Below are 6,679 nucleotides of genomic sequence, written 5' to 3' on the forward strand. Positions count from 1 at the left end.
GGTGGCGTGGCTCGCCAGCGCGCGGTGGCGCGAGGGGCCTTCGGTCTCGCGCGCGATGCGCTGGGCCTCTTCGACGTGGGCCTCGGCCCGCTCGGTGGCCACGAGGCGCGGGCGCTGCGAGGCGCGCACCTCCTCCTTCGTGTCCTCCGTGTACTCGAAGTGGAACAGGCGCTTGATGACGAGCGTGGCGTACGCGCCCGGAGGCAGCGTGAAGGCCACGTTGACCTTGATGGCGCCGCGGTTCACGTCGTCGTTCTGCGTGCGGCCCACGACGAGCTTGTGCGGGAACATCAGGAGCGGGCGCTGCTCCTCCTTGAAGTACAGCAGCCGCTCCGCGTTCTTGATGCGCAGGTCGGCGAGCTGGAGCTTCTCCTTGCCCAGCACCCACGCCATGGCCTCCGCCACCTTCGGATCCTTGAAGGTGGTGTCCGGCCCGACGAGTGGGAACGTCGCCTCGCGCAGCGTGGCCAGCACCTCTGGGCTCGCGTCCCGGAAGTGCAGGAGCGTGCCGGCCTGGTAGCGCATGGGGAACATGTGCTCGCGCGGCAAGAGCAGCTGCAGGTAGCGCCGGACGCCCTCGTTCCAGAGGTAGCTCTGGTACTCGAAGAGGATCATCGCCCGGTAGTCCGAGTCGATCTGCAAGAACGCCCGCATCCAGTCGCCCGGCTGGTCGCGCAGGCTCTTCAGGATGCGGTGGTACTTCTTCGCGCCCTCGAAGGGCACGCGCGCGTCCCAGCGGCCCCAGTTGTCGCGCCAGAAGCCCTTCACCTTGGCGTCCTCGGTGCGATCCAGCTCCGAGGGGCGGGCGAAGTAGTTGTGCAGCGCGGCCTCGAAGTCGCCGCGGATGATGTCCTTGGCGATGAAGCCCTGGCCGTGCTTGAGCGCGCCGAAGCGCTGGCTGTCGAAGTAGTTCACGACGCCCAGGCGGTTGACCTCGGCGGTGGCCAGGTTGAGCGGCGCCAGCGAGTCGTGCGTCATGTCGCGCACGGTGACGGAGAAGCGGTTGGACGTGATGTTGCGCGCGGAGAGCGCCTTGTCCGTGCGGCCCAGGAACTTCAGGCGCAGGTCGGGCTGCTGCATGTCGACGTCCGCGCCATCCACCGCGATGATCTGCTCGGTGCGGCCCTGCTTGTCCTTCAGGCCGCAGTAGCTGATGGAGCCCGGCTTCAAGCCGAACGTGGTGATGAGGCGGTTGACCGCGTCAAAGGTGGACAGCTTCTGCTTGTCCATGAGGTAGACACGATGCCGCCCATTGGCGGCTTCGTCGAAGCGGTAGGACTCCTTCACGGAGAAGTCCTCGGGTTTTTGCTTGATTCGCACGACACCCCCTTACCAGCGTGGACGCGCGGATTGAAGCGTTCGCGCCCGAATTGGGCATAACCTGCAACCCCATGAGACCTCTTCCCGTCCTCCTCCTCCTGGGACTCGCCGGCCTCGGCGCTGGCTGTGCCACCCCGCTCTCGACGATGCAGACCGCGAAGACGCTGGCTCCCGGCCAGGTCCAGGTGACGGGCAGCGTGGGGGTGTTCGCGCCGGTGGGGACCTTCGCCCAGGTGGTGGACGTGGGCATCGACCAGGGGCGGGAGGCGAAGGACGCCATCGAAGAGGGGCGCGCCTACGAGCTGTCCGAGGAGGATCAGCAGCGCCTGCTCACCGCGGGCGTCGCGCTGGTGGTGGCCCCGCCGGGCATCAACCCGGAGCTGATGGTGCGGGTGGGCGTGCTGGACGGGTTGGACCTGGGCGGGCGCTACAGCGGTAACTCCCTGCGCTTCGACGGCAAGGTGCGGCTGGCCCACGGAGGCGAGGCGAGGAACCGCTCCTATGACCTGGCCCTGGGGCTGGGGGTGTCCAAGCACCTGTTCTCCGGGGCGGTGCTGGACGTGCTGGAGGTGGTGGAGCTGGGGGACTTCAGCCGCTACGACGTGGAGGTGCCCCTGTACATGAGCGCGGAGTACGGCGACGTGTTCAAGCTCTACGGCGCCCCCAAGTACGTCTACAGCCACACCCGCATGGACCCGGAGCTGGTGGACTTCTCCAAGCAGGGCGCGCCGGTGACGGGGTTCGACGTGAGCCTGCCCGCCACGGTGTCGAGCCACTTCGTGGGCTCCACGGTGGGGATCGCGCTGGGGTACCGCTACGTCCACATCTACGCCGAGCTGACGGGCGGCTACGTCTTCTGCAAGCCGAACATCTTCGGGCTGAAGCGGGACATCGGTGGGATGACCTTCCTGCCGTCCATCGGGCTGGCCTTCCGCTCGCCCGGCCCCAGGCCCGCCGCGTCAGCGGCACCCGCGGCTCCGGGGACGGTGGCCCCGCCTTCGATATGAGCGGGGGATCCCCGGGGACTGACCGGCCGTGCAGGGTGGCGGTGGCCAGCCCGTGGGGGGTGGACGCGAGCGTTCCTTTGGGGGAGAAGGCTCTGGTAATGTCCGGGCCGGTGAGGATTCGCGCGTGAACCAGGCACCCGCCCCATTCCCGCCCAGGTCCGGGTCGCACCCGCGCGGGCCGCACCTGACGGGGCGGTTCGCGGACGGTACGCTGGGGGAGTTCCCCTTGGGACCGACGACGTCGCTCGGCCGCCACCCGTCCAACACGCTCCGGCTCGTGGACCGGGAGGTGTCCAAGGAGCACGCCACCATCGAGAAGGTGGGGCGCGACTTCGTCCTGCGCGACCTGAACTCGTCCAACGGCACCTTCGTCAACGGGCGCCGGGTGACGGGGGAGATGCGCCTGCGCGACGGGGACGAGATCGCCCTGGGCTCCTCGCGGCTCGTCTTCCACGGCGGTGACGCGGCGCCGGGGCAGGGCAACAACCCGCCCACGCTGCCGGGCGTGACGGTGGTGGCCAACGCCGTCTCCATGCCGGCCTTCCTGGCGCAGATGGACCAGGTGCCGCAGAACTTCCGCCCGTCCGAACAGGTGACGGACACCGCCGCGCTGCGCCGGGACTACGAGAAGCTGCGCATCGCGCACGAGTTCCACCGGCAGGTGAGCCTCAAGGGCAACCAGGCGGACCTGTTCGAGCAGATCCTCAAGGTGGCCTTCGAGCTCCTGGCGGCCGACCACGGCGTCATCCTGAAGGTGGGCGTGGAGGGGGAGTTCATCCCGGCCGCGGTGCACCACCGGCAGGGCAAGCAGGTCAACGTCATGCTGTCGGACACCGTGCTCAAGCGCGTGGTGGAGACGGGCAAGGCGGTGCTGACGGCGGACGCCATCATCGACGAGCGCTTCTCCGCCGCGGAGAGCATCGTGGCGCAGGGCATCCGCTCCGCCATGGCGGTGCCGCTGATGGTGAACGGCGACATCCAGGCGGTGCTGTTCCTGGACAGCCGGCAGCAGATCAACGCCTTCTCGGAGAAGGACCTGACCATCCTGTCCGGCATCGCCGCGCAGGCCGGCATCGCGCTGGAGAACGCGGCCCTCGCCGAACAGATCCGCAACGAGGCGGTGACGCGCGCGGAGCTGTCGCGCTTCCTGTCCAAGGCGGTGGCGGACGCGGTGATCAACGGCGGCACGGAGGACCTGCGCCAGAGCCGGCTCGCGGAGGTGAGCTGCCTGTTCGCGGACATCCGCGGCTTCACCACCCTGGCGGAGAGCGACTCGCCGCAGGAGGTGGTGTCGATGCTCAACAGCTTCTTCACCGCCATGGCGGACGTGGTGTTCCGCTACGAGGGCAACCTGGACAAGTTCATCGGGGACTGCGTGATGGCGGTGTGGGGGCCGCCCTCGTCGCACCCGGATGATCCGGCCCGGGCGCTGAGGGCGGCGCTGGAGATGCAGGACGCCGTCACGGAGCTCAACCGGCAGCGGGTGCTGGACGGCAAGAAGCCCATTGAAGTGGGCATCGGCGTCAACACGGGGCAGGCCGTCGTGGGCTACATGGGCAGCGCGGAGCGGCACGAGTTCACCGCCATTGGCGACACCGTCAACACCGCGTCGCGGCTGTGCGGCATCGCCAAGAGCGGCGAGGTGCTGGCGTCGGAGGCGACGGTGCGCAAGTCCGGGCCGGGCTTCGACGTGGAGGAGCTGCCCATGCTCCAGGTGAAGGGCAAGGAGAAGGGCGTGCAGACCTTCCGCGTGCATGGCGCGGAGCTGACCACCTCCACCTCCCGCAAGGTGCGCTGACCGTGCGCGCCATGACCACGACGCAGTCGTGCCCCAACTGCGGCACGGTGCACGACACCCGGGTGTACGTGAGCGGCCAGAAGGTGGTGTGCCGCTGCGGCATCCGCTTCGAGGTCCGCCGCGCGGACGTGTCCAGCATCCGTCCGGCCGAGCTGTCGGTCAGCCGGCCGCCAGCCCGTATCGAAGAGGAAGCAGGCGTCGCGGTGACGTTCACGCCGCGCACGGTGGGAGATCCGCCGGAGTCGATGTCACCTTCCGCCACCGCCGGTGTTGGGGTGGGCAGGGAGGACAGCAGGGTGGGACAGGAGACGGAGCCGCGCGACGCACCTTCGGGAGCCCCGGGCAGTGCCGGGCCGCCCGTGGATGCCGTGCGCGGGGAGTCCGCCGCCGGGTCCCCTGGGGGCACCGCGATGAACGTCCTGCGACCGGATGGCGTGGGGAAGTCGGGCGAGGGTGAGGTGCCCGTGGCGTTGGTGCCGGCCGCGGAGGAGGCCCCGCCGGCGCACACGTCCGGCGTGGCGCTGCCGTCGTCGGCGCCGGAGCCCCGGGACGCGGCGCTGGACGAGGCCACGGTGCTGCGCCCGAAGGCGCCGCCCGCCCGTGAGCCCCGGGCCCCGCTGGACACGGGATTCCGGGCGGAGGACGCGGAGACGGTGGTGTCGGGGGCGAAGCCCCGGCTCCCGGGCCTGGAGCTGCTGGAGGTGCTGGGGCGCGGCGGCATGGGCGAGGTGTGGCTCGCGCGCCAGCAGTCCCTGGGGCGCACGGTGGCGGTGAAGGTGCTGCCGCCCCGGCTGGCGAAGGACGCGGAGTTCGTGTCGCGCTTCGACAAGGAGGCCACGGCGCTCGCGGCCCTGAGCCACCCCAACATTGTGCAGATCATCGACCGGGGCGTGGAGGGCGAGCACTACTACTTCGTCATGGAGTACGTGGAGGGCCAGTCGCTGCGCCACGCGCTGGGCGGCGCGGATCCGCTGCCGCCCCAGCAGGCGCTGAAGGTGCTGCTGCAGGTGGCGCGCGCGGTGGAGTGCGCGCACGACAAGAACATCATCCACCGCGACCTCAAGCCGGAGAACATCCTGCTGGACGGGCGACTGCACGCGAAGGTGGCGGACTTCGGGCTCGCGGGCATCCGGCAGCCGGACTCCCAGAAGCAGCTCACCGCCACGTCGGTGGCCATGGGCACGCTCAACTACATGGCCCCGGAGCAGCGCCGGGACGCGAAGAACGTGGACGGCAGGGCCGACCTCTTCTCGCTGGGCGTGATGATGTACGAGGCGCTCACCGGCGAGCTGCCCGTGGGCCGCTTCAAGCTGCCGTCCCAGCGCGTGCGCGGCCTGGATCCGCGCGTGGATCCGGTGGTGGAGCGGCTGCTGGAGACGGACCGCGAGGCCCGGTACGCCACCGCGAGCGAGGTGTGCGAGGCGCTGGAGGCCCTGGTGGCGTCCTCGTCGTCGCCGCACGTGGCGCCGGCGTCGGAGCTGGCGCGGGGACGCGGGGAACTGGTGCCCACCCGCAAGCTCCCGGCGAAGCCGGAAGCCGTCATCCTGGACACGCTCCACGCGGGCTGGGGCCGGGTGCGCACGGGCCTGTCCGTGGTGGGCGGGCTCGCGCTGCTGGGCTTCGCGGTGCGCGCCTTCGTGGGGCCGGTGAGCCTGCACCTGGGCCAGGACGACAAGTACGTCCTCGGCACCCAGGGCCTGAAGGTGAAGCCGGGGCAGGCGCACTGGCCGCCCAACACGGAGGGCGAGGTGTTCTCCGGCCTCAAGCTCACGCCGCCCACCGGCGACGGCACGGCCTCCACGCTGGAGGTCGGCTTCGAGCAGGGCACCGAGGAGCTCAACGTCCACAGCGGTGACTGGCGCATGGTGGACGGCGAGCTGCAGGTGCAGCAGGGCGGCATGGAGACGGACGGCGAGCGACTGGTGCCGCGCGCGTACCTGGCCCACCGCTACTTCATCAGCGACGACTTCACGGCCGAGGTGCTGATGGACGTGAAGCCGCTGGGCCGCGAGTTCACGGTGGAGGAGGACGCGCAGCACTTCGGCGAGCTGGCGTTCCGCATCCGCGACGTGCAGGTGTCCGTCTTCGCCATCCCGGACGTGGGCATGCGCCTGTCGTGGCGCTACTTCTCCGAGGACGGGCGCGAGGTCGTGGGCAACAGCGCCGACGACACCCGCAACCTCGTCGGGGACGAGATGCCGCTGCCCCGGCAGGGCCCGCTGCTGGTGCGCCTGCAGCTGAAGAAGCAGAAGAACGGCGTGCGGGTGGACGCCTTCCTCAACAAGAAGCTCTTCGCCAGCAAGATGCTCCCGGGCTTCGAGGGCCGCGTGGGCAAGCTGGCGCTGGGGTGCCGCAACCTCAAGTGCACGTTCGATGACCTGAAGGTGGTGGGCCCGCTGCAGGCCCGCCCGGTGCGCCGCGTCGCAACCGGCGAGTAGTCTCACCCCCGGGGTGGGGCTTGCCGCCCCACCGGCCCGTTTCCATCTTGCTCCCGCCGGGCTCCGCGTTCGCGGGGCCGTCAGGCTCCCGGGCGGGGGTGGGCATGGGCATGGAC

General features: G+C 70.4%; 4 protein-coding genes. 3 read left to right on the forward strand and 1 reads right to left on the reverse strand.

Translation table 11 applies throughout. The annotated features are described in order from the left end of the window. Positions 1-1,320: tRNA pseudouridine(13) synthase TruD (truD, locus tag D7V97_RS37905; protein ID WP_120615476.1), on the reverse strand; the 1,320-nt coding region annotated here is incomplete at its 3' end. Between the two features lie 71 nt (positions 1,321-1,391). Between truD and D7V97_RS37910 the strand changes: the two genes are divergently transcribed. The 3 genes from D7V97_RS37910 to D7V97_RS37920 all read left to right on the forward strand — a co-directional run bounded on the left by D7V97_RS37910 (position 1,392) and on the right by D7V97_RS37920 (position 6,563). Then, positions 1,392-2,327: a hypothetical protein gene (locus D7V97_RS37910; protein WP_120615474.1), complete on the forward strand. Its 936-nt coding sequence runs from the start codon at positions 1,392-1,394 to the stop codon at positions 2,325-2,327. Between the two features lie 124 nt (positions 2,328-2,451). After that, positions 2,452-4,125 carry an adenylate/guanylate cyclase domain-containing protein gene (locus D7V97_RS37915; protein ID WP_120615475.1) on the forward strand — a complete coding sequence of 558 codons (1,674 nt, stop codon included), beginning with the start codon at positions 2,452-2,454 and terminating at the stop codon, positions 4,123-4,125. Positions 4,126-4,136: 11 nt separating this feature from the next. Continuing rightward, positions 4,137-6,563, forward strand: coding sequence for a serine/threonine-protein kinase (locus D7V97_RS37920; protein ID WP_120615477.1), 2,427 nt, complete (start codon positions 4,137-4,139; stop codon positions 6,561-6,563). The last annotated feature ends 116 nt before the right edge of the window (positions 6,564-6,679 follow it).

The sequence above is a fragment of the Corallococcus sp. CA053C genome, from assembly GCF_003611675.1.
GTDB lineage: Bacteria > Myxococcota > Myxococcia > Myxococcales > Myxococcaceae > Corallococcus.